The organism is Paenibacillus sedimenti, assembly GCF_014534655.1.
Lineage (GTDB): Bacteria > Bacillota > Bacilli > Paenibacillales > NBRC-103111 > Paenibacillus_E > Paenibacillus_E sedimenti.
The window spans coordinates 1-25,654 of record NZ_JACVVD010000001.1 but is presented as its reverse complement, the minus strand read 5'-3'; the positions used below and the strand labels follow the sequence as shown (position 1 = coordinate 25,654).

Genomic DNA, 25,654 nt, shown 5'->3' with positions numbered 1-25,654 from the left:
AATTGGTGTGTTTTTCATAGACTAATTAGATATTACAACACTCCGATTGTCGTTCTTTTCCGGCTCTGCCTCTCAGTACCAGGATAAGAATGCGGCGGCAATGGCTGAACCCGCTTTTCCATTAGGGTGCGGATCGTCCCCTTCGGACAAATATGCAGGCATAAGCAGGTTATCACGAGGAGCGGCTTGAGAGAGCAATTTCGCTATATCGAATACGCGATCAACGCCGGCGATGGTATGGCTTCGTATCGCCTGATTCACATGCCTCCAGGCAAGCTCCTGCAAGCCGGAGAAATTAAACGTGGGTACGGTACAAAGGATCACCGTCATACCGGTACGGCTGCCTTTAAGCTTGTCCACGATCGTTTGCAAATCCTCCAGTACTTGAGGGGCGCTTCGTCCTGCTGTACCTATATCGTTGACCCCCAATGCTATGACAACCTCATCGTTGTGCTTGGCTTTATGCAACCAAGCTCCGTCGCTTGCGGCATCGTAGGCTCGCGCCCAACCCGAACCGATGTTCCATACGCTGTGTGCCGGAGCAAGCCCCTCCGCAATGCGGGCAACCCAGTATTCATAAGTATCCGGTCGTGTTCGCACGCCCTGGGTGATGGAATCGCCCAGGAACGCAAGGCGCTTTGCTCCCTCTCGTTCGCAGCCTATGAAATCCGGAAGCACCAGACTGTTTGCGGATATTCGGAAACCATCGGCTGACGTTTGGCCGGCGGCATGCCCGGGCGTATCGTAGGCAGATACCAATGGTGCTTCCGTATTGTAAGGAAAGCTGTCGCCTGCAGCGAGTGTCGTGATCGTCCACGAAAATGCCAAATAGTGCTCCTTCGGGATTGTGATCTCGGCGGCATCGCTCCAGAACGTTTCTCCCGGTAAAACCATCTTGGACATGGAAGAATCGAAAGTTACCGGGATTTGAGTGCCCTCTACAACATTTCCGTCGGGCAGCTTCCCGCCGTCAGCGATGTAAGCCGCCTCAATTTTCCAAAGTCCTCCAAGCAAATTGGCTCTCGATTCGGAGCCGTCTGCCCATGTGGAATCCACCAGATTGCTGCACCAGAATTTCAGCTTCAATTTCCCGCATTCAGATGTCTTCAAGTAAGCTCTGTACGTATGCGTAAAAGTGGTATCGCTTTTCATCATATAATTATTGGCCGTTGATAGTGCCGTCGCTGAAACATATGAACTCCACATGTTTATGTACCCCCTAATTCCCTCCAAAATTTTACAGCCCTCTCTCGCAAGCCTCTGACAAAGCGTCAAGCTTCAATATCCCTCAATACATGTTTTTTCACCCCCTTTAAAGAGATAACGAGCAGGACTTCACAGCCGCTGCTCTACCTTTCCTTCCGTTCCTCAGGGATTCACAAACTGCCACTGCAGGTTGGTGCTGGGGTCGCTGCTCCACTGCTTCAAGTCAGAGCCGTTTGCCGTATTGCCGCCGCCATCCAAATAAAGACCGGTTGAAACATTCTTGATCCTGTAATTGCCTCCGTATGCTTCCAAAATCCATCGCTGGTTGTAGCTGTCGCTGCTGCTCATTTACTGATGCACGCTTGAATATCCTCGTCCGTTTTGAAAATAAATTGGGCATTGCTGTCTTCGAGAAAACCAGATCTCAACGACACTTGTGACTGCACTTCGGTGTCGTTTTTCATGCACCTCCCCTCATTGGACGCTTTATGTAAGCGATAACATTGTTATTTTAACTATATGGCGGTTGTAATAATACTTCTTAAAATCATCTAAAAATCATGTGGAAATTCAATATTTTGGATGCTGATCTGTAAAATAACGCTTCACAACGGAATACGCCAGCTTCGGCCTGCGGTACCGGTCGACGATTCCTTTGCTGTTCTGTGTTCCGGCGCGGGTCAGCAGCCATCCCGTCCCTTCCGTTACTCTGCAGTCGCAAAATTGCCAGATCAGCATGCCGGACAAGAATGGGGCGGACGTATAAGCCGCCAAATTGCGCTCCATGATATCGGCCTGGCGCTCCTCCGTTCCTTTTACCCGGCTCGGATCGCGATATCCGTAATAGCCGTCGGCCCCGAATTCGCTCATGATCATCGGCTTCCCCAGCCCGCCTGCCTGGTCCGCCCAAAGTCTCGCCTGCTTGACCAGCTCCTGCGGATCTTCGTCTTCGTACCAGAGCGGATACAGGTTGAACGAGACGATATCTGCAAGATCGAAGCAGAGCTCGCGATCGCGGTGATGCGAAGCAAAGCTTAGCGGTCGGGACGCATCTATCGTTCGGATTTGCTCGAGCTGCGTCCGGTACATCCCCCGGCCTTCCGGCGTATCGCTTGCGCATTCGTTCAATATCGCCCAGATGATGATGCTCGGATGGTTGAAATGGCTTTCCACCATCTCTCTATTGCAATCCTCGCATTGCTTTGCGAACAATGGATGCTTCATTTGCTCCAGACTTAGGCCGCGCGCATGATTTTCTTCCCAGACGAGCAAGCCGCGTTCATCGCACAAATCAAGAAAACGTTCGTCATTCGGATAGTGGCTCGTCCGAACGGCATTTGCGCCCATATCCAACATCAATTCGATATCGTGCACCATGAGCGAGTAAGGTATGGCGGCTCCTGCCAACGCATGATCCTCGTGCCGGTTGAAGCCCTTTAAAACAACGTCCTCGCCGTTTACCTGAATGCGCCCATTCAACGTTGTCACCATTCGAAAGCCGACCCGCTCGATCAAATCGTCCACGGGAGCTTCCTGTCCTTCTGCATACAGCTGCGCATTCAATAGATACAGTTTCGGATCGTTCGCCGACCACGGGACAACGCCGGGGAACGATTCCGTAATCGAAAGCTCGGTGATCTCGCCCGGCAACGCGTCCACCTCGCCTGCGGCAATGTCCCGATCCGCCAGATGGAGTTGCACCCGCGCTCGCAGCACTCGTTTACCGATATTCCGTACATAAAAACGAATCGTCCCCTGCCAGCCTTCAGCCGAACGGATCGGTGTAAATGCGATTCGTTCGATAAACAACTCGTGCAGCAGCTCAATCGCTACGGGTCGGATCAATCCCCCATATGTATAATAATCGTTCGGGACATGAAGTGCGGACGAGTCCCCGAACGAATTATCCGCAATAACCGCAACCTCATGCGTGCCCGGTTCGACATCCGGAATGACGGCGGCAAACGGCGTGTACGCATTATAATGATGCCCTATCGGCTTTCCGTTAAAGTAAACGTCAGCTGTATGGCTCACGCCTTTAAAAACAAGCCGGATTGCGCCTTTCCGCGATATTTCTACCGTTCTCCGGTAGACGCCTTTCCCTCGATAGGTCGTAAACTGCGGATGCATCTCCCAGCAACCGGGCACAGGCATCCGGTACCGGTAGACGGACGGCAACCCCACAGTCCCGTCAATCGGTTGAAAATCCCAGTCTCCTTCCAGTTCTTGCACATCGCGTATTTCATTCGTTCGAAAAAGCCGCAGCATAGTAATCCCTCCAACTGTATGAACTCGGTTTTGTCCCAATAGCGCCGTCATGAGATAAGGGAACGCACTCCATGGCGGTCCCCTCTCAATCGGATTGGTTCGCTTTTATTCATTCCAAAGCTTCACGCGGTCTTTCACCAGCTTGGTGAATTCCTGATTCAGCTTGTTAACGCCGGCTTTTTCCAGATCCTTCATGAAGCTGTCCCATACGGCGTCGAATTGGTCCGGCTTCGCCAAAATCGCTTCCGGAATGCGCTTCTTCATAATCTCTTCGCACTTCTGGAAGAGGACGTTCGCTTCGGAGCCGGTTTCCATGTTAATGTTCCATGCGGCGCCCCACGGTCTAACCGGGAATTCCTTCTCGGACGGCCACAGGTCCTTGAAGTTCTTGATTTTGTAAGCAGCCAATGTCTCTTTGTCCGCTTGGGTGTATTCCTTCTCGATTTGCTCCGGGAAGACGGTGGTGTAATAGTTGCCGGTTGGGTCCTTCACGCCGTCACCGTAGCCCGGTCCAATTCCCAGATACATTTCTATACCGGTAGCTTGCTTAAAGCTTTTGTTGTCATTGACTTTCATCTTCAGAATGTCGTCCAGGATGACGCGCTTGCCGTTCTCCACCTTGTAATGCTTGCCTTCGATCCCCCAGTTGAGCAATACTTGCCCTTCATCAGACGCCAGATAATCCAGGTACTTGATGGCGCGAACCGGGTCTTTGGCACTCTTCGTGATCGAAATACCGATACCAGCCAAGTATCCGGTATCCTGGAAATCATATCTCTTGTAGGATTCATTCAAGGTAACCGGGAAGTGGGCATAGGTTTGATCGAACTTGCCGTCTTTCTTCAGCGTTGCTTCTTCATTGGCGTAGTCCCAATCCACATCGATGAGTCCCAGAACACGACCGCTGGCAACCTTCGCCTTGTACTGGTCATACTTCTGCACGAAGCTCTCCGGGTCGAGCAAGCCGATGTCGTTCATATGGTTCAGCCATCGGAAGTATTCCTTCTCCTCCGTACGCAAGTAGTGGAACTTCGCCTCATAGGTTTTCGGATCGATGTAAAATTCGCCATCATCCGGCACGCCTGTCGTGGCAGCGGCCGGGTTGGTGGTGGTAATCAAAATCTGCCATTCCCCTGCGTTCAGGGACAAGGGGATGATCGGCATTCCGTCGGCTGTGGTCGGGTGCTTGTCTTTATAGGCTTTGAGAGCGTTCTCGAAATCCTTCACCGTCTTGATTGGAGGATAACCAAGCTCCTTCACCACGGCATGCTGCAGCTCGAAGCCGCCGCCTGCCTTGAAGTACTGGTTGTCTACCCCAGCTGTCGGCAGGACATAAATGCCATGGTCGTCATTGCTCCAGCGCAGACGCTTCATGTAATCGCCATATAGCTTCTTGATGTTCGGCCCATACTTGTCAATGAGCGGCGCCAGATCAATCAAAGCGCCGGCGTCTTTGAGCTTGCTCGCACTGGTCTTGGCTGAAACCATATCCGGATAGTCGTTGCTTGCCACCATCAGGGCGAACATATCCGTGTCATTGCCGACCGGGAATTGCGCCTTAATGGAGATGCCGGTTTTTTGTGTAATGACTTTGCCGACTTCGCTCTGCATGTCGTCCCAGAGCGGAATGTTGTCCCCTGAAGCCCAACTGATCGTCATGGGAGTAAGATCTTCTTTCGGTGTTGACGATACCGCAGGACTGCTTGCGCCGTCAGAATTCGACTTGCTGCAGCCGGTGGCCGCGAGCAAGGCGACGACCATCAGAACGCTTGCCACTTTTGTTATGTTGACTTTCATGAAATGCTGCCTCCCATTTTATAGATGAAGATTACAGTATTGATTATATAGGATAGGTTTCCCCGGACCAACCGAAGTTAGCTTTTGACAGAGCCCAAAGTCAAGCCTTTCACGAAGTATCTCTGCAAGAAAGGATATACCAGAAGGATCGGCACGGTGACGACCATCGTAATGGTCATCTGGATGGATTCCGGCGTAACCGCCGCCAAGGACTGCTGCTTATTCGGATCGCGGTAGTTGGTGCCGTTGTCCGTCGTGAGCAGAACTTTGCAGAGCTCATATTCCAAGGTCATATGCTCCGGATTCTGGCTGTTGTACAAATACGTGTCGAACCAGGCATTCCAGTGGTTGACTGCGATGAACAACGCGATCGTAGCGAGGACCGGCTGGCACAAGGGAAGAATGACTCTCCAGAAGATGGTCCATTCGTTCGCGCCGTCGATTTTCGCGGATTCCTGCAAGGCATTAGGCAAGCCGTTAATGTAGGAACGCACGATAAATACGTTCCATACGCTCAAGGTGCCGGGGATAATATACACCCAGAACGAGCCTATCAGGTGCAGGTCGCGGATCAGCATATATCCGGGAATCAAGCCGCCTGAGAAATATAACGCCATCGCGAAGATAATGGAGAACAGCCGCCTCGACTGAAACTCTGTCTTACTTAGGACGTAAGCGACCATAGAGGCAGACAGGACGCCGATCCCCGTGCCTCGGTTCCAACCCGGTTCAACCTTCTTCTCTCTCTCTTAATCTTATTTTAACGCACAAGGCCTGACGCCAAAACCCGAGAAATTCGGCATCAAATCATGTTAAAATAAGCGTTTTCAATAGATTCAAAAAAAGAAGGAGGCCCATGGCCCTCCTCCCGGAACATCTATGGCTTTTCGTGCGAAAACATCATTTTCCCCAGTTCCAACCCATTCAAATAGGGCAACCATTTAACTAATAAAAGGAGCTTTGCCTCGAATCGAAAGAGAGGATAAGATCGATAGCCGGGAAACTCGACGCGAAATCAATCTATAATCGACATGCAGAACATGGCAGCACAGTTTCACACCGAAGTGATTTTGCTCTGCTTCATCTTATAGCGGGACGGCGATTCACCTAGATATTTTTTGAATTTCAAATGGAAATAATCGGCGCTGGCATACCCTACACGCGTCGCTACCTGGTGCACCTTGAGCCCGCCGGCCAGAAGATGTTTGGCGTTCCGGATCCGGACTTTGTCCAAATAGTTGTGAAAGGTGTCGCCCGTAAAGCTTTTGAACATCTTCCCCAAGTACCCGCTATTATAATTGAATAGCTCGGCGAGTGTCTCAAGCTTTAAGTTCTCGGCGTAATGACGCTCCACGAAGTCGAGAATCTGCTTGACGGCAGACTCGCTGCTGAATGTGCTTATACGCTCCGTCAGTCCGAGCAACCTGTCCTCAAGCATCTGACGCAACGACCGAAGATCAGGCTGCTCATAGATTTCCGCGACTATCGAAAGGGCATCCTGTACGGCTGTGAAGGCGGTATCACTTGTCTTCGACAGTTTGGTCAACGCTAGCGATATCCATTGCGAGACGGCGGTTTTCATCGCTTGCTCCGCGCCGTCGTACGTGGCGATCGACTGCACCCCTTCATCCAGAATGCGCCGAACGGCGTCCTTGCTGCCGATATCGAGCGCATAAAATAGCTTATCCGCCAAAGCGTTTATATCGGGTCCGGCAGTCTCGCCGTCTCTTGTGCCGTTTGCGGCAAGGCTGAGCGGCGGACGCTTAAGGATGACCGTCCGTTCTCCGCGGAACAGGAATTCTTCCTTCAGCAGCCGGACAGCCTGCGAATAGGATAGACCGATGTCGGCGAGCTGATGCACCGGGTCTCCCGCCGCTGCGGAGAAGCCGCCGTTCAGTCCCAGAAGAGATTCCTCCAAATGCAGATACATCGAATTGGCCTGCAGCTTATTCGGCTCCCTCTCATTCAGCAGAACGCCGACAAAGGGCTCTGTGGCGAATACGATGCCAGTACCCGACGACTCAAAACGCTCTGCCAGCTTTCTCCTGACTTCCGCCCGACCGTTTGCATGACTGCCAAGCGGCGGATGCAGCTTCAGGAGCATGACCCGATACGAACGCCAATCGAGATCCGGCTCCTTCGGAGGTTCCATCGCCGTACGGTGACCCTCCTCATCATACATTAGCAGCGATACGATCTGATCCTCGAGCTGCTGCGCCGACGTCTGTTCCTTTTTTTGCAGCGATCCGGATGCCTCCCTCAGCACTCCGCCGATCCTGTCAAGCTCTGCATCGAATTCATCCGTATCTACTGGCTTGAGCAAATAGGCGTTCACTCCCCATGAAATCGCGCGCTTGGCGTACGAGAAATCGGCATGGCCGCTTAAAATGATAAATTGGCATTCCTTATCGGACTTGCGAATTTCTTCGATAACCTGCAGCCCGTCCACCCCAGGCATGCGGACATCCATGACCATAAGGTCGGGCTTCAGCTCCTGGTGCCGGAGCAGCGCCTCCCGGCCGTTGCCCGCTTCCCCGATCACCTCGAAGCCATGCCGCCGCCAGTCCACAATCGCCTTCAAGCCTTGGCGTATCGCTCTTTCATCGTCTACGAGAATAACTTTATACATGCGAATCTCCTCCAATCGGTATCCTGAAACGAATTTCCGTCCCTTCATTTACCCGGCTGACGATGCGGAGTCCATATTGCTCTCCAAAGGTAAGGATAAGCCGCTGATGCACGTTGCGCAGGCCAATGCGATGGTTCTTCCCGTCTTCAGGGTCGTTCAGCGAGCAGATCAGCGCATCCAGCCTCGCTTCCGGAATTCCGACGCCATCGTCAGCAACAGTCACATACAGGGCATCATCCTGAAGCTCCGTCCGAATCCGTACGAAGCCCGCCTCTTCTTTATTCTCAATCCCGTGAATCACGGCGTTCTCCACCAGGGGCTGCACGACGAGCGGCAGAATCCGGAATTCGCTTGATGCCGGGTCGAGCTCAAGCTCGTAGGAAAGATGGTCATCGTAACGGAATCGTTGAATGGCCAAGTAACATCGGACCATATCCAGCTCCTCGCCGAGTGTAATCGTACCGCCTTCGATCTCGAGGCTCTTGCGCATCAGTTTCCCAAGCACCCTGACGATGTCGGCAATATCCGCACTCCCCCTCAAATGAATCTTCATCCGCAGCGACTCAAGGGCGTTGAACAAGAAATGGGGATTGATCTGGCTGGCCATCATTTTCAGTTTGATTTCTTTCTGCTTGAGCTCCAGCTGCGCTTTTTGCCGGTTCGATTCGGTCACTTCCTCCATCAACTCGCGGATATTGCCGACCATATAATTGAATTGCCGCGACAGCTGGCCGATTTCGTCGTCACCATCAATCACTGTGCTGGCATGCAAATCGCCTAAAGCCACCTTATTGATTTGCTTGCTCAAGCGAAGGATGCGCTTCGACAACAGGGAGGAAAAAATATAGATGAACACCAAGGCGATTAACAGGCTCATGATGATAATGAAGAGTCCGAACATGCTGATCCGGTTCGCTCCCTTAACGATGCTTTGCACCGAAAACACGGATATGATTTTCAAGCCGTTACTGCTCACGTCCGGAATGAGGGACTCTATAATGAGCTTCGACGTTTCTCCGTTGTAATCGATTTGGTACGTGCCGCTCGGTTTATCCAGCATTTCCTGAGTGATGTGAAAGTCGCGAATATGCTTGCCCACGAGGTCCGTGTTTTTGGCCGCATCGATATATCCGCTCCCGTCTATGACCATCGTATCGAACTGCTCCTGCCTCAGAATTCCGTTCAGCTCCGTTTGACTGATATCGATGACGAGCACGCCGGTCGTTTGGTAATTCGGAAAATAAATGCGGCGCACCAGGCTCAGGTAAGCACTATCGCCTTTCGTTTCGTCTCCGATGTAATACCAGCCGATTTTAGCCGAGTTCTTGATCGTCGCCTTGTACCATTCCGATTTCGCAATCGACGGCTCTGGCTGTAAATAATCCCAGTTATTCAGCAGCGTCGGATTATCCACGTACAACCGGATGTTGGCGATTTCTTTATACAACCGCTCGTATAGCTCGAACTCCCGATATTCTCTATAGGCTTCTACAACAGAATAGTTCGATTGGTAACGCTTATTGACGAGAGTTTCCAATCGCGGGTCCGTCGCCAACTTGTTAGAAATCTCGATCGACAGCTTCAATATTTCGCCGATGCGCGTCTTCACCTTCTCCACGTCGTTCGACGTTTGCTGGACCGCATCGTTAAGTGCCGTCTGGCGGAGCGAGTAGGTCAGTAAAGCGCCCACGATCCCGACCGGAATAAAGACGACAAGGATGAATGAAATAATCAACTTCTTTTTCATGCGAATGTTGTTCGTTTTGTCTATCCATTTCATAAGCACCCCGCCCCTTTTTATTTGACAGCGTTTTCAATTATATAAAATATACTAGTTTCATGCTTCTGCTGTGGGGCTATATTATTATAAAAAAACTTTTGAAAGCATCCTACCCGGCGAACTCATCTAAATTTCATGTCAAAATTAGATATTTATATCCTAACACAAAAAAGATCGACGTTGTATTATGGCCCGCCTGATTGCAGCACAAAAAAACGATTGTCCTTTTACCGCCACAAAAATACATACACCCCCTAGAATTCATCGGAATAACCTAGGGGTTATTCCAAGGTCTATTCTAAGGGGTGCACGTTTAATTGTTAAGTATGACCCTAGTTGTCGTTGTTTTCCCGCTGCTTGAAATCGCAGTCATTGTAAAACTACCTCCAGTAATGCCCGGACCATAAGAAACATTAACCTGATTGTTTAGTCCCTCAGAGCTTAATGAAAGATTGACAGTTAATCCTTGCGATACATCGTTAACTATATAAATTACAGGTGCTATTTCTTTATAAGCTGCGATATTGGCATTTTTATATTCATTACCATATTGATCCTTTAAAGTTACATCCCCCATCAACTGCCAGGCAAGTGCACCATCAGCTCCTTGAACTTTAACTGTAGTACCATCAATGTCGTAAACAGTTGATCTTGCAAACGTTTTACTTGCACTGCTTGTAATTGATTGAATAGCAATAGGATCGCTTTTCACCGTGATTGCTGTTGAAACGAAACCGGACTCGCCCTTCGCATTCGTATAAATTGCAGTTATGTTGGTTTTACCAGCCTTATTGCCTAGAACATATGCTTTACCATTTATAGCATTTACACGAGCCGTGCTATATGTGTCGGAAACTACGGTGGTAATGGTATTTGGAATTTTCACTTCTGCTGCCGATTCATCCTTAGCTGAGAGCGAAAGCTCAACAGCCATTTTATTCGAGGAATCAACAGGTTGTGCTGCAGCTATATTTTTTGTAACGCCATCATCTAACGTACTGAACAAATCCCTTGCTCCGTTTAGACTATAAGTAAGTTTTACATTAGCAGGGTCGATCACCGTGAACTTCTTAGTTATAGATCCAACTGCATCATCAATGACTGTACCAACCACACCACCTGCGAAATCTCTTTTACGCAAATTAAATTTAACGGACAAGGAGGAATTTTTAGCAGACGCCGTCGGTGTAAATTTAAACTCTTTATCACTAAATTGCCCGATTGTGAGAACTTGAGATCCAGGGGCAAGTGTCAGGTCCCCTGAATAAGTACCGACGTAGTCTGAAGAAGGAGTTACTGTTGCATATACATCATAAGTAACGGAACGGCCATTTTCAACGAGGTCAATCGTCGCACCTGAATGATTCGTCGAGAATCCGGTTATTTTATCTCCATACTGATCAACTAAATGAATTTTACCGTTAACGGTTGCAGTGTCAACAGCTTTCGCTGCAACATCAGTTGCAACTTTTAATCCGGCAGGATAGCGGGCCGCTACGAGTGGAATATTGATTTGCGATTGACTATTCACACCGATGCCGAACAATGCGATAAATACGTTGGCATGACCTTTTCCCTCTACTTTTTTCACATACAACTTCCCTTTATTTGACCCTTCTGTCACAATCAGCCCTTTACTATCTAGCATTATAGCCGGTACGTCCGTTGAAGGACCTGTAATTAGGTTGCCTGTTATTGATATTGTAAATTTGCCATCTTTAGCATTTTGCGCAATATCATCTGCGGATAGTTTGTTCCCCTCTGCATCATAAGCAATAATTTCAATGTACTTGTTATTGTCACCGCTAGCCCAAGTGTCACTAGGCTGAGTTAACTCCACTTTATTGGCTATGGCCGTGGACTTTACAGCTAATTTGGCCGTAGCAGTTGAGCCGCCTCCAAATACGGATACGGTGTACTCGCCGCTTGTTTCAACTTTGGAAGCTACCTTAACCACAACATCATCGACGCCATCGCTGTTTTCATCCACGATTTGCGCACTCAGCTTCTGTTCAAAGGGTGTAAGAGAAACCATAGGGGTAATCAATGCACCAGAATCTTTGGTAATGACAGCACCGTACTGATCGTACTGTGTTAAAGGGATCAGAGCCGTTTCGCCCGTTAAGTTTAATGCCGTCTTACCGCTTTTGTATGTGACTGCACCTAATTCAACTTTTGTTAAGAACGGCCGATCGCCCACTTTAAAATTCTTTGTTGCCGTGATATGTTGGTCATTATCATAAATATTAACGGAAATTTGGCTGTTATTTGAGATTAATCCAGCATCTGTCGTATTTAACTGGATAAATAATTTACCATCCTCTGTCTTTAGTAAAGTAGGTGAATTGGTCGTAGTTGCAAAGACCGTATAGTTTCCGCTGGAAAAAGTGGCTGTCTCTCCAAATTGATTCGTCGGTTTTACTTCAACTCGTACTTTCGGCGATTTCGCGATCGTATCGCCTGCACTCACGAAGTCAATCTTTGTTACTTTCTCTGCTTGTCCTTTAAATGAGGCACTAGCTTTGTCAATTTCGGAAGCCTCTAATCCACCCAAACTCACTGAATAGTCACTTTCTACAATTTTCAAATCTGTGAGTGTCAGTGTTGCTGATTTCTTGTCATCCGACCATTTTACGGATGAAGCAATGCTTGAAGTTCCCCTCGTTAGCGCAAGTGTAGCTTTCGCTGTATCAACATCACGATCAAATACGACAGAGACCGTTTTGGCACCGATTTGTTTGGCTTCCTTAACAGATACTTTGGCAGGTTTATTCGCATTAGAAAATACTTGATCCGCGAGATAAGCGCCATTAACAAGATCAGCACGAGTCGCGACCTTAGCACCGTCTATCCCAAGTTCAACCCCATTTGCTTTTGCAACATCAAGGTATCCGTTATACCATGGATTTGTTGATTTTACCTCCGAAGCTTTTCCTAAACCTTTCACAAATAAAGCTGCCAAATGTCCGATTGTCACCTCAGCTTTTGGTGCAAACGTCGAATCCGTTAATCCGTCGATGATCCCTTTGGCTTTGGCTGCTTCGATAAAAGGAATTGCCCAATTGATAGATTCATCAGTTCCATCAACATCCGTAAAACTTGACGTTGCCTTTTCGTCAATCGTTAGTTTAAATACTTTTGCTACCAACTTGGCCGCTTCAGCTCGAGTCATGCTTCCCGAGGCATCAAAGTTCTCGCCCTTACCGTCCATATAACCTTGTGCGAGCAAAGCGTCGATTTTAGCTTTCAAATCAGCATCTACATTGGCTAGATCTTTAAAATCCGCAGTTGTTTTAACAGCAGTAGCCGGTATTGCTTGCTGCACCTCAGCAGCTATTGCAACAGAAGTAGTTAATGAGAATGCCAGTACTAACGAAGTAATTACTTTCAGACTTTTCGACATGTTCTTTTTTTCCTCCCCTAAGTGTTTAAACGTGACATCAAGATGCTGATATCGACATCGATTGCAATCAGTTTAGCAAAATAGGAGGTAATAGTTTATGTATAGATTAAGCATAAATATGGTGATAATGAAGAAAAATGATATTCATTTTTTACAGTTAAAGCATTTCTTTTCATCATATCGTTATCTTGTAATTATGTTTATAATATCCTCATAACTTACCGTGAAATTTCATGTAGCAATGGTAGTTCAGCGCCTTCTCCTCCAACGAATGCGCTTTCTTGTTGGTTCCCTTAGGGGAGCCTTTTTTTGCGGATAATGAACTGAAACACGCTATGGATACGAATCGCAATTAAATGTTAACGCTTACAAAGTTGACTTGTAATAACGAAGTCGGATCAAGACCCAACAATTTCCAACTACATAGGTTTTCTCATTGATCTACGATATTCACCAGGTGAAATCTCGTACATCCTTTGGAACAAGCGATAAAATGATCTTGACTCCATACCGACATGATCAGCAACCTGCTCAACCGTCATTTCTTCGTTTTCAAGTAAACACGCTGCCTGTTCTAATTGAACTTTCAAAATATATTGATAAATAGAATGTCCCAATTCATTTTTAAATAGCTTATTTAAATGTTGAGATGTATAGCCAAACATTCGGGAAATTTCATCTAAGGTAAGTTTACTTGAGTAGTGACCATATATATAATTTACGACTTTCTGAATTGTTGCCTTAGGTTCGCATGTATTTTCTTGTAAGCCCATGGTCTGAAGTTTAATTTCTGCTAACAATGAGTAAATGATCTCAGAGGTCTTTAAAGTTCTGTCTTTGTAATCTTCCTCAGACCCGCAAAGTGCATCGATCAACGCTAATATTCTATCTGATGAATTCACTATCAATGGCTTGTTCATTTTTAACCGAAATTGCAGAAAGAGAGGTAGGTTACATTCAAAACGGATTGTAGCGATTTCCCAATTTTCTCCTAATGGTTGATACTCGTATTTCGTATTAGGCATAATAATAACCATATGATTAGCTTGCATGAGAAACTCTTGCTCTCTATTCAGTCGAAGCAGCCCTATTCCTCTTAAACAAAAAATGACTCCGCCATGACTACTACCCTCATTAAAATGTCCTGTCGGATTGAGAACATAGCTTGCGGAGCAAAGACGCAATGGAAGTGATAAATGCTGCTGGACGACCTTTAAGTAAGTTTCCTGTGTAAACAATGGAATTACCCCCCTTTAATGAATTCCACTATACATGTATGCGCTTTCAAACATTAGGCAATATAACGTGGTTCAAAGCAAATGACACCGATTGGCAGGATTGCCCCACACCGTTTCACTGGGTATACCGTTGGCATTCGCTTCAAGCTGGTTCCCCAGATTCCTGGAACATGCACTATACCTCCGTCTCATATTTTTCTTCAATTCCCCCCTTTCCATTAATTAGTCTCATGGAATTTCTTCCTGAAGACTGGAGTAAGAATAGCTACAATACAATATAATTATAAAATAATAAATGCATAAAAAATCACCCCATAAATTGCTACAAAAATCACATAAAAATTACAAAAGGGCTTTCAAAAAAAGGTTCTGTCTCACTAATTCTGCAAATTTCTTCAAAAATTCTGACACCGCACAGCAACGTCGAAACTATAGCGCTAGCCTGCGGCTTCCTATTCCGTCACTCTACAAGATCCGATCTGTGAAACAAAATAATAGGATAAGACCGAGGGGAAGTTCCCCTCGGTCTTTGTTTGCATCTCGTAAACTATCGAATTGGAATAAAATCCGAATGATCTATTACGATAAAAACCGCCTAATTCAAACTTTGAAATAGGCGGTTTTTATCATGTATCCGGCAGGATCAAGGCGAACTGATTACAGTTATTGTCCGCTCATCACACTTACTACTTCCGAAGCACTTAATGCACGGTCGTAGACTCGGAAATCGTCAACTTTTCCATTGAGATAAGGGTCGGCGTATTGGGAACGCCCGATCCAGTTTTGCTTAGTTGAACCCAAATCGGATGGTTTAATCGTCATAGCGCTGTTGCGTCCCACTTCATTGCCATCGACATATAGAATGCCTGTTGCGCCATTCAGCGTAACGGCTACATGGTGCCAGCCTCCTGTTGGCAGAGCCGAGGTTCCATCTATTTGTTGTTCAGCCGAGTTGTTGTTTTTGATGGCAAAGCGGATTTTGCCATTTTGTCCATTTTGAGCTGTAAGGAACATATTGGTAGCAGTCCCTGAACCAAAGTCAAAAATACGAGTCCAGTTTCTTGATGAATTCAAGTAAACCCAAGCCGATACCGTGCAAGTGCTGTTACTCGAGACTATACCAGCAGGAAGAGAAACATAGCCATTTGTTCCGTTGAGACTCACTGCATTGCCGCTATTTCCAGGAGCCCATGAACCACCGCTATTCACAGATGCGGTATTGCCGTATAACGATGCGTCAACTGCCGTAGTCCCGCTTGCTTCGTCTAACTTATACCATGCCTTCAAGCTGGGATCAAGCAAAGTTGTTGCTGATACTATACTCGACATGACGGATTCTCCAGATTCATTTACTGCCGTTACTTTGTAATAATAAGCGGTATTAGCCTTTAATCCTGTATGAACGAATGTTGTCCCTTCGATAACACTACTATTTAATTTTGTATAGACTGCATTAACTACATTGGAATCCGTTGCATATAGGTTATAACCCGTTGCTCCCGTTACTTCCGGCCAGCTCAGGTTTATGGAAGTATGGTCTGCCGCTGCCGCAGTTAATCCCGCCGGAGCAGATGGCAACAGTGTTTGCCCATTCATTACCTTGGTAATTTCGGCTGCGTTTATAGCACGGTTATAGATTCGGAAATCGTCAACTTTACCATTAAGATAAGGGTCGTTGAATTGAGAGCGTCCGATCCAGTTTTGCGTAGTAGAACCCAAATCAGATGGTTTAATTGTCATAGCGCTGTTGCGTCCTACTTCGATACCGTCGACATATAAAATGCCTGTTGCGCCATTTAGCGTAACGCCTACATGGTGCCAGCCTCCGGTTGGCAGAGACGATGTTCCATCAATTTTTTGTTCAGCCGAGCTATTGTTTTTGATACCAAAGCGGATTTTGCCATTCTGCCCGTTTTGAGCTGTAAGGTACATAGTGGTTGCCGTTCCGGAACCAAAGTCAAAAATACGCGACCAGTTACTTGTTGAATTCAGGTAAACCCAAGCTGCAATCGTGAAAGTATTGTTACCCGAGACTATGCCATTAGGAAGAGAAACATAGCCGTTTGTTCCGTCAAGGCTTACTGCTTGGCCTCCGTTATATCCCGTATCCCATGAACCTCCGCCATTAACCAATGCGTTATTCCCGTATCCCGATGCATCAATTGCTTTCGTCCCACTTGCTTCGTCAAGCTTATACCATGCCTTCAAGCTGAGGTCAGGCAAACTACTTACAGTTGTTGCTGATACTATACTCGACATGACGGATTCTCCGGCCTCGTTTACTGCCGTTACTTTGTAATAGTAAGCGGTATTGGCCTTTAAACCTGTATGAACGAATGTTGTCCCTTCTATAACACTACTGTTTACTTTTGTATAAACTGCGTTAACTGCTCTGGAATCCGAAGCGTATAGATTATAACCGGTTGTTCCCGTTACGGCCGACCAACTCAGGTTTATGGTGGTATTGTCTGCCGCTGCCGCTGTTAATCCTGCCGGAGCTGATGGCAGGTGCGGCGGCAAGGTTTGCCCATTCATGACATTGGCAATTTCAACTGAGCTTAACGCACGATTGTATATTCTGAAATCGTCAACTTTGCCATTAAAATACGGGTCGGCGTATTGGGAGCGCCCGATCCAGTTTTGCGTAGTAGCGCCCAAATCGGATGGTTTAATCGTCATCGCGCCGTTGCGCCCTACTTCATTACCGTCAACGTAGAGAATGCCTGTTGCGCCATTTAGCGTGACGGCTACATGGTGCCAGCCTCCTGTTGGCAGAGCCGATGTTCCATCAATTATTTGTGCAGCCGAGTTGTTGTTTTTGATGGCAAAGCGGATTTTGCTATTTTGTCCATTTCGAGCTGTAAGGAACATGTTGGTAGCGGTCCCGGAGCCAAAATCGAAAATACGCATCCAGTTACTTGCTGAATTCAGGTAAACCCATGCGGAAACTGTACCAGTTGTGCTGCTGGAGACGATACCGCCGGGAAGAGAAACATAGCCGTCTTTTCCGTTAAGACTCACTGCATTGCCGCTATTTCCGGGAACCAGTGAATCTCCGCCATTCAAAGATGCGTTATTACCATAACCTGATGAATCCGCTGCTGACGTTCCGCTGTTTTCGTCAAACTTATACCATGCATTCAAGCTGGAATCAGCTATTGCCGTTACGGTTGCCGTATAGTTTTGTCCATTAAAGTTGGCTGTAATCGTAGTCGTGCCTGGACCCGCATACGTGACTAAACCCGTTGAATCCACGGTTGCCACCGCTGGATTTGATGAAGTAAAGGTAGCTTGACTTGTAAGATCCTGATAGGTCCCATTGATGCTTACTACCGATAATTTTGTAACGTGCGTATAGTTTGTATTCAGCACATAATTCGTTGAATCCAAAAATGGAATGCCGGATCCCAGTGTAGTCAATGATACCGTACTTGACTTTGCTCCTCCGGCTACGCCTACCTTGTAGTAATAAGTCGTATTAGGATCTACCTCTGTATCCGTATATGATGTTTGTCCAATCGGTGCGCTGGTGAGCTTTGTATAGGTTCCATTTTCAGAAGTAGATTTGTATATATTGTAGCCCAGCGCATTTGCTGCAGCTGTCCAGCTCAAGTTTATGGCGTTCTGACCTTCGTATTTTGCTGTTAAATCTGTTACTTTGCCCAGGGTTTTCCAGTTGCTCGTACCATCTTGCTTTGCTGCATCGGCTGTGAACGGCAAAGTAGCCGTCAGATAATCTTTATTGGCAAACAGAGGCGCCCTCGTTTCAACTGCATAAGCCAGATATTTGTATTTTTCCTGCGTCATATCCTGTTGTTCTATATATTTATAGTAGTTATATAAAAGAGCTAAGAACTGAGCGTCTATCCTGTCCCCGCCATTGATCTTTGAAAAAGACCAAGGATTACAAGGCGTAAATATAACATCATAACCTAGGTTATGTTTCAGAAGATATGTAGTGCCTTCCAATATCCGGTCATCCAGGAAATTATATGGATTCACCGCATTAGCAGCAGTAGACATGGTTCCATTGACCGGGTCAACTTTAGTCCCCTGGATAAAGAGCGTCTGTGCTAATGAAGACAGTCCGGCCACATTAATCCAGGCATGACCCATATCACGCCCCGCTTCTATTAACTGCACGTGATAATCCGATGGATCCAACGGTTCTCCCGTTAGTTCATTTGCGGTCATATAACGCATTGCCTGCTTAATCGATCCATTGATTCCGCCCTTATCGCCTGCGGAATTCACTGTAGTTGCTTCTACAGCTTCTGCATAAAGCTTCAAGTCATTCTTGAAGATTGCTCTTGCAAGACCTCCTTCAACACTAAACTGATGCTGGTTAAGAAAAAAAGTATGGAGGTTGTAATTCAAGGCAAAAATGTCAAAGACACGTGTAAGTTGTGCAGTATCATTATCCGTCCATTTCAGACTCTCGGTCGGAGTATCGGAATAGCGCAGAATTTCTGCCGATGCCGCCAAATTATGAGTTATAGCCGAAGTCCTTAAACTGCTATAACCTCCACCGGACTGTATAAGTTCAAAATTTCTTATGATGGTCATGGCATTTTTTCGGTAAACCTCATCACCGGTAATATACCACATAATAACCTGTTTGAAGCAATTTTCAGAGTCCCACTGAGCAGGGTGCTCAAAAGCTTCCTGGGGATTGGAGTAAAATACGCCACCAACAGTCGCCGGCCAAGGGCCACGAAGATGTATAAATATATCATTATTGGGCTGAAAAAATATTCTCAAAGACTTACTGCTGGCACCTTGAGCGGCATAATGGTTAAATGCAGTACTCCAAGGCTCATCGCCCGCTCTAACATGATCGCGCATATTGTCCAGATCGGCCAGTGACATTAAAATGCCCGGATGGTGGATGGTTCCTGTTATCGTCTTACCATTGGAATCCGTGTAGGAAACATTCGCATCCGCATTTACCACCTGCGGTTTATAAGACGTAATCAACGATGAAACGGCCGCTGTCGCTGTCCCGCTGCTGCCCAAACCGATAAAGCCTGTTGCGGCTAACATAAAACAAAGAATGCCGGTAAAAATCCTTTGACCTCGACTTCGATTCTTAAATAGATTCATTAGGTAATCCTCCATTTTTATTGATCAACGATAGCTTGTTATTTCCCCGAAGCTTCCTTCATCGCCCCTTCATGGACGTTAATCCAACTCCTCCCTGCTTCACTTTATTGCTCGTGTGTTTTTCCTGGATGTTTGAAAATCAAAACAGTACTTTTTCATAAATAACCACAACTGAACCTCGCGGAATCACCTCCTAACAAAAACGAACCCTCTGCAACGACAGAAGGGTCCGCTTTGTGTTTCCATCCTTCGGTGGCTGGCTGGCATGCAGCTTTTGCTGCAAAAGCCCCTGTAGCTTTGCGTCGCTGGCTTTCGCCAGGTTTGCCTTTGTCGATAAATGTTGAAATATGACAATACATTAAACAAATTCATCATAAAGCCTAAAGGATTTTTTGTGGATAGTTCAAATTTCCTGAATTTGTCAAGTGAAACTGGGTCTAATTACCTTGAAATAAGCACAATATTGCATTATTCCCACGTTTAATCGTGCCTGATATCGGACATGCACTTCGTACATACGCCATAAAACTCTACCCGACAGCTATCGACCTGGAAAGCACCGTTATTCATACCGACAGCCATCAGAGACTCAGCATCATTTGGTTCCAAATCGTATATCACACCGCAAACCTTACAATTTAAATGCCAGTGTTCCGTTTCGGCCAATTCAAACTGACTTGACTTGTCACCATCATTAGAAAGCTCTCTGACGACACCGATCTCCTTCAGTTTTTTGAGTGTGCTATATACCGTCGTTTGGCTGACATAAGGAAATTTCTCAGCCATCATTGCATAAATCTGATCCGCAGTTGGATGGGACAATTCGAATAAGAGTTCGACAATATGAACGCGCTGGGGAGTGAGGCGTAGCCCCTCTTCTTTCATTTTGTCTAATACAGTTTCCTCATTCATCAAGATCTCCTTCCTTATCCTTGCTGATAATCAGATAAACAATAGTTATTTATATTTGTGAATAAGCAAGAATAAATGTTAAACCAATCAAGAGGAACTTAATTTTCAAAATTTATAATATTAAAGCAAAGAGCAGTATTTATCAACAAATACTGCTCTTTGCTTTACACATTCAGATTGCGCTTTTCTTGTTTGGAGACTTAAACTTTAGTAGCTGTTATTTAAGGTCGAAACGATCTGCATTCATTACCTTAACCCATGCAGCTATAAAGTCACGCACAAACTTTTCTTTGTTATCGTCTTGAGCATAAACTTCTGCAATGGCACGAAGAACAGAATTTGAACCGAACACGAGGTCAAATATAGTCGCTGTACGCACAACTTCACCTGTCTTGCGGTTACGTCCTTCGTATACGTCTGCTGCTACAGGCTTCCACTGTACTCCCATATCAAGCAAGTTAACAAAGAAGTCGTTCGTGAGTGTGCCTACACGATCGGTGAATACGCCGTGTTTTGTGCCACCGTGGTTTGTACCTAGAACACGCATGCCGCCAACAAGTGCAGTCATTTCCGTTGCAGTAAGGCCTAGCAGCTGTGCCTTGTCTACTAGGAGTTCTGCTGAACTTACACTATACTGCTTCTTCTGATAGTTGCGGAAACCATCAGAGATCGGCTCTAGCACTGCAAAGCTTTCTACATCGGTTTGCTCCCCAGTTGCATCGCCGCGTCCTGGAGCAAAAGGAACAGTTACATCAAAGCCTGCATCTCGTGCAGCTTTTTCTACTGCAGCGCTACCGCCTAGTACAATCAAATCAGCCAAGCTTACATTTTTACCAAAATCCTCTTGAATGCCTTCCAGGATTGTGAGCACTTTAGTAAGTTGGTTTGGCTGATTCACTTCCCAATCCTTTTGTGGAGCAAGACGAATGCGGGAACCATTCGCACCGCCACGCATATCAGAGCCACGGAAGGTACTAGCAGAAGCCCAAGCCGTTGTTACCAGTTCGCTGATTGTAAGTCCAGAGTCTAGGATATTCGTTTTTAGATCTTCAACTTCTGCATCTGTTAATGCATACTCAGCAGCTGGTACAGGATCTTGCCAAATCAGAACTTCTTCAGGAACTTCCGGGCCTAGATATCTTGCACGAGGACCCATGTCACGATGTGTGAGTTTGAACCATGCACGAGCAAAAGCATCTGCAAACTCTTCTGGATTCTCATAATAACGGCGCGAAATCTTTTCGTATACTGGATCCATACGCAATGCCATATCGGCTGTGGTCATCATCGTCGGAACACGAACGGACGAATCTTCTGCGTCCGGTGCAAGATGCTCCTCAGCAGGATTTACAGCAGCCCATATATGTGCGCCTGCCGGGCTCTTCGTAAGCTCCCATTCATATCCAAACAGTAGCTCGAAGAAACCATTATCCCACTGTGTCGGATTCGCAGTCCAAGCACCTTCAATACCGCTGCCGATGGTGTCACGGCCTTTACCGGAGCCGTGAGTGCTTGCCCAACCTAAGCCTTGTGCTTCAATAGGAGCAGCTTCCGGATCTGGACCAACATGAGCAGCATCTCCTGCACCGTGTGCCTTACCAAACGTATGTCCGCCGGCTACGAGTGCTACGGTTTCTTCATCGTTCATTCCCATCCGTTTGAAGGTTTCACGGATGTCGCGAGCACTTGCAAGCGGATCTGGGTTGCCGTTCGGACCTTCTGGGTTCACATAGATAAGACCCATCTGTACGGCAGCCAGTGGATTCTCAAGATCACGATCGCCTGTATAACGATTATCACCCAGCCATTCCTTTTCGGCACCCCAGTAGATGTCTTCTTCCGGATGCCAAACGTCCGTGCGTCCGCCGCCAAAACCAAATGTTTTGCCGCCCATGGATTCAATAGCTACATTACCTGTTAGAATCATCAAGTCGGCCCAAGAGATCTTATTGCCGTACTTTTGCTTAATCGGCCACAGCAGTCGACGGGCTTTATCGAGGTTGACGTTGTCAGGCCAGCTGTTAAGCGGAGCAAAACGCTGTGTGCCGGTTCCACCGCCGCCTCGGCCGTCACCTGTACGATAAGTACCTGCAGAGTGCCAAGCCATTCGTATAAACATTGGACCATAATGTCCGTAGTCAGCCGGCCACCAATCTTGACTGGTAGTCATCAGATCGCGAAGATCCTGCTTAAGAGCTTGGTAGTCTAACTTTTTGAATTCCTCTGCATAATCAAAATCTTCGCCCAAAGGGTTCGTTTTGCGATCATGCTGATGAAGTATGTTCAAGTTCAACTGGTTTGGCCACCAGTCTTTATTCGTTGTACCACTAGCTTTGTGACTAGTAGTGCTGCCGTGCGAGAAAGGGCACTTTCCAGCGTTAGCTGTAGCCATAGAGTCCATTAAAACCTCTCCTATCAATTTAAAATAAATAGTATATAATAATTATTATAATATAATATATAATATAATTTACAACAGAAATCAACTTTTATTTTTTACTTTGTTCTCCTAAGGATTTATGGATGTTAACGGTAGGTGTCATGTCCATGTATTGTCAATAGCCAACGACCAGTGGGCCAACCAATGAGATATCCTGAGTACTTTATCTCTATCCATCAAATCTTGAGATGATTCATATTTAATCCTAATACTTATCATTCGATATCTCCGAGCTATTTCCTGAAGCTTTCCCGATATTCGAGAGGAGTCACGCCGGTTGACTTCTTGAAAAAACGGGTAAAAGAATGGTGAGTTTCATACCCCAGCCGTGCGCCTACCTCCGCAATCTTCAGCTCGTCCTGTTTGAGCATTTCTTTCGCTCTTTCCATTCGAACTTCATCGATATACTCGGATAAATTGACTCCGCATTCCTGCTTAAACAGCCGCGACAAATAAGAAGGGTTGAAATGAATCATGCCGGCCAAGCGCACCAGCGACAGGTCCTCGCCGATATGTTCTTCAATATAGATGCGGACCTTCTCAATGGTTGCGGCCGCCCTGGTTTTTTCTCCACTCAATCTGAAATCGAATAAAGTTTCCGCGGTCTTTTTCAAATGCTCGAAGCTGTCTTGCCAGGAAGCATGCATGTCTCTCTGCATCAGACCGTTGGTTCCGACCTTATCATGCATCTCCCACCGGTTGATGTAAGAAAATAGCAAAAGCGCGATCGAATAATAGAGTTCCAAGAGAATGGGGCCTCCGTTTCGCTTATCGCCGAATGCCGATTCGATCAGCTCCTCCAGCACAGCGAGAAATCCTTCTCTTCTTCCGCCTTCCAGATGGACGGCCAATGCCTCCGCCTTCTCCCTCAGCGATCGCGAAAGGGCTGCGGTCTCGATCATTTCCACATTGACCGTATGCACCATCTGGGCGCCGTCCCCCGCCCGCTTATACTGCTGGCTCCTGATCCGGTCGTATACGGCGGATAGCTGTTTCCAGTCGCAAGGGTCGGCGCAAATCGTTACGGCAATAGTCACCCCTAATGAATCTTTGGAAGCCTGCTGCATGAGCTCGAATTGGCCCTCTAGAAAAGTTACCGTATGGGAATAGGCGCCTCCGGCATCCATCCCATCGCCGGGCTTCGGCTGGATAAGCCAGACCAGGTCGCCGTAACGGTCAATGACTCCCAAGCTTGAGGTTCGTTCCGTCAGAAATGACTCCGCCAAAAATTTTAAAGCAAGCGCAGTCTCCTGGCTTTCGGCGAATGAAGGATGCAAGCCGTTCCCGTTCATGCGCTGCAGGACGACAAGAGCGACAATCACAGGCAAGGAAGGATCGAGCGCAATGCCCAATTGGCGGAAATCGACCTCCAATTGCTCCGCGGCTCGCGTCCCCTGCAGCAAATACCGGAAATAGTTGCCTTGGGCGAGCGTTTCGAGCGTTGTCAGCTTCTCTCTAGACTTCTGGATGAGATGATGAAATTTCAGACTGTTTTCCAATTCAGCGATGGCATCGGTTATCGCCTTGATAATTTTGTCGTAACCTTCGCTCTTTAAGAGATAACTGACTCCCGGGTGCTGAATCGCCTGATACACATAATCAAAGTCGTTATACCCGGTCAAAAAAACGATTTTACAATGCTGCCATCGTTTCCGGATGTTGTTCATCAGCTCGAGGCCGTCCATCTCCGGCATGCGGATATCGGTCAACACGATATCCACTCTCGTTCGATTCATCCAATCCAGCGCCTCCTCTCCGGAATACGCTTTATATAGATCAAGGCCCAACTCCAATTGGCTGAACACTTCAAACAGTCCGTCCGTAATCACTTCTTCATCGTCGACGATCAGCATTCTATACAAGCTCTCCACCCCTCTTCCTCGGAAAACAGATAATTACCTGGAGACCGCCAAGCTCGCCTCGGGATACGTACAACCCAAACGGATCTCCGAAGGTGATTTTCAGGCGGCGGTGAATATTAACCATTCCGGTCGTTTCCATCTGTTCATCACTCGTCGCGAGCGCTTCCCCGATATGCTGCAACGTCTCATCCGTCAGACGATTGCCGTTATCTTCGACAAAAATCCGGACTTCGGTTTCACTCCAGTCGAATCGGATGACGATCCGTCCATTTTTCGCCATGTGCTCCAGACTATGCTCGAAAGCGTTTTCAATGATCGGTTGTACGATCAGGCGCGGAACTTACTGCTTTTCCAGCTCATATGGGAGGTCTTCAAAATGTACGGCAACCCGACGGGAAAATCGAAGCTTTTGAATCTCCGTATACACTCTGGCATGTTGAATTTCCTGTTTCAGAGAAACCTCGTCGGAGGCATTCCGAGTCACAAATTGGAAGTACTCCCCAAGCTGGGTTGTAAATAATGCGACCCGCTCAAGATCCCCCGTATTCGCCATCGTATTAAGAATAAAGAAACTGTTAAACAGAAAATGCGGATTGATTTGCGACTGAAGCTGCTTGAGTTCGGCCCGTTGTGCCATAATTTTCTATTTATAGACTTGGTCGATCAAAGATCGGAGATTCGCAACCATTTGGTTAAATCGGCCGAACAAATAGCCGAACTCATACTTGGACTCGTGGGCGATGACGAAATCCAGGTCTCCGCCTTCCATGCGCCGAAAACTCTTCACCAGCGTGATCAACGGTTTGTGAATAAATTGGTAGGTAGAAAACGCGTATACGCCGATGATGACAACGGCAGCGAAGAGAAATAACCAAGCCCATACATAAAACTTGTCCAACGGCTTTTTGATGATTTGCTCGGGAATAAACCGATACAGGGCCATATCCAGGTAGTCGGAACGTGAATAAGCGGTATAATAGCGGCTTCCCGAAATCGAATAAGTTCCCGTTTGAGAA

General features: G+C 46.9%; 15 protein-coding genes, 1 pseudogene and 1 riboswitch. All 16 genes and pseudogenes read right to left on the bottom strand.

Annotated features, from left to right (window positions below; all coding sequences use genetic code 11):
- Positions 1–72: 72 nt before the first annotated feature.
- Entirely contained in the window at positions 73–1,206 is a 1,134-nt protein-coding gene (locus ICC18_RS00070) for an SGNH/GDSL hydrolase family protein (RefSeq protein WP_188172355.1), read from the bottom strand.
- A gap of 162 nt (positions 1,207–1,368) precedes the next feature.
- Positions 1,369–1,554, bottom strand: coding sequence for an RICIN domain-containing protein (locus ICC18_RS00065; protein ID WP_188172354.1), 186 nt, complete (start codon positions 1,552–1,554; stop codon positions 1,369–1,371).
- Between the two features lie 222 nt (positions 1,555–1,776).
- Positions 1,777–3,474, bottom strand: coding sequence for a glycoside hydrolase family 2 protein (locus ICC18_RS00060; protein ID WP_188172353.1), 1,698 nt, complete (start codon positions 3,472–3,474; stop codon positions 1,777–1,779).
- Positions 3,475–3,579: 105 nt separating this feature from the next.
- Positions 3,580–5,271: an ABC transporter substrate-binding protein gene (locus tag ICC18_RS00055; RefSeq protein ID WP_188172352.1), complete on the bottom strand. Its 1,692-nt coding sequence runs from the start codon at positions 5,269–5,271 to the stop codon at positions 3,580–3,582.
- A 77-nt stretch (positions 5,272–5,348) separates the two neighbouring features.
- Positions 5,349–5,984 (bottom strand): annotated as a pseudogene (locus ICC18_RS00050) (carbohydrate ABC transporter permease); the annotation flags it as partial.
- 341 nt (positions 5,985–6,325) lie between these two features.
- Entirely contained in the window at positions 6,326–7,900 is a 1,575-nt protein-coding gene (locus ICC18_RS00045) for a response regulator transcription factor (protein ID WP_188172350.1), read from the bottom strand.
- Positions 7,893–9,680: a sensor histidine kinase gene (locus ICC18_RS00040; protein WP_188172349.1), complete on the bottom strand. Its 1,788-nt coding sequence runs from the start codon at positions 9,678–9,680 to the stop codon at positions 7,893–7,895. Before ICC18_RS00040 ends, ICC18_RS00045 begins: the two co-directional genes overlap by 8 nt.
- A gap of 313 nt (positions 9,681–9,993) precedes the next feature.
- Entirely contained in the window at positions 9,994–13,083 is a 3,090-nt protein-coding gene (locus tag ICC18_RS00035) for an S-layer homology domain-containing protein (RefSeq protein ID WP_188172348.1), read from the bottom strand.
- A 419-nt stretch (positions 13,084–13,502) separates the two neighbouring features.
- Positions 13,503–14,321 (bottom strand): AraC family transcriptional regulator, encoded by an 819-nt coding sequence (locus ICC18_RS00030; protein WP_188172347.1) that lies wholly within the window; start codon positions 14,319–14,321, stop codon positions 13,503–13,505.
- A 663-nt stretch (positions 14,322–14,984) separates the two neighbouring features.
- A complete protein-coding gene (locus tag ICC18_RS00025) occupies positions 14,985–19,424 on the bottom strand; it encodes a LamG-like jellyroll fold domain-containing protein (RefSeq protein ID WP_188172346.1) in 4,440 nt (1,479 codons plus the stop codon).
- 248 nt (positions 19,425–19,672) lie between these two features.
- Positions 19,673–19,760: riboswitch (cyclic di-GMP riboswitch) on the bottom strand.
- 144 nt (positions 19,761–19,904) lie between these two features.
- Positions 19,905–20,336: a Fur family transcriptional regulator gene (locus tag ICC18_RS00020; protein ID WP_188172345.1), complete on the bottom strand. Its 432-nt coding sequence runs from the start codon at positions 20,334–20,336 to the stop codon at positions 19,905–19,907.
- Between the two features lie 217 nt (positions 20,337–20,553).
- The gene (gene katG / locus ICC18_RS00015; protein ID WP_188172344.1) at positions 20,554–22,737 is read right to left on the bottom strand and encodes a catalase/peroxidase HPI; all 2,184 of its coding nucleotides are present in this window, start codon (positions 22,735–22,737) and stop codon (positions 20,554–20,556) included.
- Positions 22,738–23,009: 272 nt separating this feature from the next.
- Complete coding sequence (locus ICC18_RS00010) at positions 23,010–24,629, bottom strand: response regulator transcription factor (protein WP_223192277.1); 1,620 nt, start codon at positions 24,627–24,629, stop codon at positions 23,010–23,012.
- A gap of 1 nt (position 24,630) precedes the next feature.
- Complete coding sequence (locus ICC18_RS33480; RefSeq protein ID WP_312029477.1) at positions 24,631–24,951, bottom strand: sensor histidine kinase; 321 nt, start codon at positions 24,949–24,951, stop codon at positions 24,631–24,633.
- A gap of 27 nt (positions 24,952–24,978) precedes the next feature.
- Positions 24,979–25,275 carry a sensor histidine kinase gene (locus tag ICC18_RS33475; protein ID WP_223192220.1) on the bottom strand — a complete coding sequence of 99 codons (297 nt, stop codon included), beginning with the start codon at positions 25,273–25,275 and terminating at the stop codon, positions 24,979–24,981.
- 6 nt (positions 25,276–25,281) lie between these two features.
- Positions 25,282–25,654: sensor histidine kinase (locus ICC18_RS33470; protein ID WP_223192219.1), on the bottom strand; the 373-nt coding region annotated here is incomplete at its 5' end.

Coding starts and splice junctions, on each gene's coding strand:
- ICC18_RS00070 (WP_188172355.1), bottom strand. CDS start 1,206: ATGTGGAGTTCATATGTTTCAGCGACGGCACTATCAACGGCCAATAAT.
- ICC18_RS00065 (WP_188172354.1), bottom strand. CDS start 1,554: ATGAGCAGCAGCGACAGCTACAACCAGCGATGGATTTTGGAAGCATAC.
- ICC18_RS00060 (WP_188172353.1), bottom strand. CDS start 3,474: ATGCTGCGGCTTTTTCGAACGAATGAAATACGCGATGTGCAAGAACTG.
- ICC18_RS00055 (WP_188172352.1), bottom strand. CDS start 5,271: ATGAAAGTCAACATAACAAAAGTGGCAAGCGTTCTGATGGTCGTCGCC.
- ICC18_RS00045 (WP_188172350.1), bottom strand. CDS start 7,900: ATGTATAAAGTTATTCTCGTAGACGATGAAAGAGCGATACGCCAAGGC.
- ICC18_RS00040 (WP_188172349.1), bottom strand. CDS start 9,680: ATGAAATGGATAGACAAAACGAACAACATTCGCATGAAAAAGAAGTTG.
- ICC18_RS00035 (WP_188172348.1), bottom strand. CDS start 13,083: ATGTCGAAAAGTCTGAAAGTAATTACTTCGTTAGTACTGGCATTCTCA.
- ICC18_RS00025 (WP_188172346.1), bottom strand. CDS start 19,424: ATGAATCTATTTAAGAATCGAAGTCGAGGTCAAAGGATTTTTACCGGC.
- ICC18_RS00020 (WP_188172345.1), bottom strand. CDS start 20,336: ATGAATGAGGAAACTGTATTAGACAAAATGAAAGAAGAGGGGCTACGC.
- katG (WP_188172344.1), bottom strand. CDS start 22,737: ATGGACTCTATGGCTACAGCTAACGCTGGAAAGTGCCCTTTCTCGCAC.
- ICC18_RS00010 (WP_223192277.1), bottom strand. CDS start 24,629: ATGCTGATCGTCGACGATGAAGAAGTGATTACGGACGGACTGTTTGAA.
- ICC18_RS33475 (WP_223192220.1), bottom strand. CDS start 25,275: ATGGCACAACGGGCCGAACTCAAGCAGCTTCAGTCGCAAATCAATCCG.